The 2066-nt window shown below is 44.9% G+C and carries 3 protein-coding genes and 1 pseudogene; all 4 read left to right on the top strand.

The genetic code is table 11. From position 1 onward, the window contains the following. Positions 1 to 193: pseudogene (locus R7O12_RS23805) on the top strand (MSHA biogenesis protein MshI); the annotation flags it as partial. Beyond that, positions 190 to 840 (top strand): type II secretion system protein GspM, encoded by a 651-nt coding sequence (gene gspM / locus R7O12_RS23800; protein WP_318126498.1) that lies wholly within the window; start codon positions 190 to 192, stop codon positions 838 to 840. The pseudogene R7O12_RS23805 and the gene gspM, both read left to right, overlap by 4 nt. Beyond that, entirely contained in the window at positions 833 to 1162 is a 330-nt protein-coding gene (locus R7O12_RS23795) for an MSHA biogenesis protein MshK (protein ID WP_005481006.1), read from the top strand. The genes gspM and R7O12_RS23795 overlap by 8 nt, the downstream gene beginning before the upstream one ends. A gap of 20 nt (positions 1163 to 1182) precedes the next feature. Further along, positions 1183 to 2066, top strand: an 884-nt coding sequence (locus tag R7O12_RS23790; RefSeq protein ID WP_318126496.1) for a pilus (MSHA type) biogenesis protein MshL, incomplete at its 3' end; no start/stop codon positions are given.

Genomic DNA, 2066 nt, shown 5'->3' with positions numbered 1-2066 from the left:
AATTCGCATCAACAACAACACCTTGGATTTAAAAGGCTTAGCGAAAGCTCCGAGTTCAGTACCGAGTTGGGTAAGCCAGTTCAAGAATGAGATCAGTCTTGTTGGGCGAACATTTGACGACGTGAAAATCGGTCGCAATGAGAAAGACATAGTGACGTTTGAATTGAAAACGCGCGAGGATAAAGAGAAATGAACGAATTCTGGAGCTCATTAGAAGAGCGCTTTGGAGATATGAGCGCGCGCGAGAAAATGCTGGTGGCGCTGTGTGGCTTCGTGACCGTAGTTATGTTGCTGTTTACGTTGGTGCTAGAACCTAAGCTCAATCAGATCTCAAACAATGAAAGACAGCTGAGTAACTTAAAGCAGTCAAGCCAAAAAACAGAAATTGATATTTTACGTGTTAAGGCTCAATTGAAGAAAGATGCAAACGCAGATATTGATTTGGAAATTTCCAACCTGTTGACGGAAAGTCAGCATCTTTCGATGCAGTTGTCACAAATTATTGAACACTTGGTAACGCCTTCACAAATGGCGGGCGTATTAGAGAGCGTATTAGAGCAGCAAAGTGGCATTCACTTGGTGTCATTGCAGACTCTGCCATCTGAGCCGATCACAGAAGATAAAGAAGCATCACAATACTCTGGCTACTACGTACACCCAGTACGCATGGAGCTAACTGGTGACTACTTTTCTATCGCCAACTACTTAAACAAGTTAGAGAGCTTACCTGCCAGCTATTTTTGGCGTAGCTTCAGTTACAAAGTAGAAGAATATCCAAAAGCGAAATTAGTGCTTGAAGTGTACACATTAGGTTCTCGAGAGGAGTTTATCGGTGGTTAAAAAACTCATTATCTCAATCGCGGCTATCGCCTTGTCTGGTTCAGTCTTGGCAAATCAGGATCCAACTGCACCACTTGGTTGGCAAAAACCAGCAGAGGTGTCTGCCAAGCCCAAAGCGAAACAATACCGCTTGCCGACACTGAACAGCATTGTCTGTAAGCCAAATACCGAATGTGTCGCAATCATGAATAACCGGCTTGTCGAACAGGGTGAACTGTTTAACGGTTATCGAGTAGCAAGCATCAATAGTGAATTTGTAACTTTAAAGCGTGGTAGCCGTCAGTGGAACCTTGAGCTTTTTGGTTTAAACGTAAAAAAATAATAACCAGAGCCTGATCAGATATGCGCAAATTAGTTGTAGGAATAACGATTGCTTCTTTAATGGGATGTTCGATGGGTCACCGCGATCCGGTTGAAGTGAAGCAAGCTCTCAATGAATCTATCAATCAAGCGAATAGCCGCGCGTTGGAGGAAATTCCTTCTTCGGTAGAAGCGGATCTTATGCCTAACTTAGACTCCAATGTTTCTTCCGATAACGGAACGTCAAAGCGTTTTCGTATCCAAGCCAATGCAGTAGAGGCGAGAAGTTTCTTTGCTTCATTGGTAAAAGGGACAGAATACAGCGTCGCGATTCATCCAGCGGTTCAAGGCAATATCACGGTCAACCTTTCTGACGTGACATTAGATGAAGTGCTTAGCGTTGTACAAAACATGTACGGTTACGATGTCATGAAATCGGGCAAAGTAATCCAAGTTTATCCGGCAGGTATGCGTACGGTGACGATTCCAGTCGACTACCTACAGTTTAAACGCTCAGGTCGCTCACTGACGAGCATTGTCACGGGCTCCGTTACTTCGGCTGGTACGTCCAATTCTGGTGGTAGCTCTGACAGCTCAGACTCTTCAGATTCCAACAACAGCAATAACGGCAACGATAGCTCGACGACATCAACAGGCGGAACGCGCATTGAAACCATCACCGAAAGTGATTTTTGGCCAATGTTGCAACAAGCGGTGGCGAACTTAATTGGTTCGGGTAAAGGCCAAAGTGTGGTAGTTACGCCACAAGCTGGCGTGATCACCGTGCGAGCTTTCCCTGATGATATTCGTGAAGTGCGTGAGTTTTTGGGTGTGTCTCAAGAACGAATGCAACGCCAAGTGATTCTTGAAGCGAAAATCTTAGAAGTCACGCTCAGCGATGGTTACCAGCAAGGTATTAACTGGTC

Source organism: Vibrio sp. Vb1574 (genome assembly GCF_033338675.1).
Note: the sequence above shows the minus strand (reverse complement) of the source record. Positions and strands in the feature narration are given on the sequence as shown.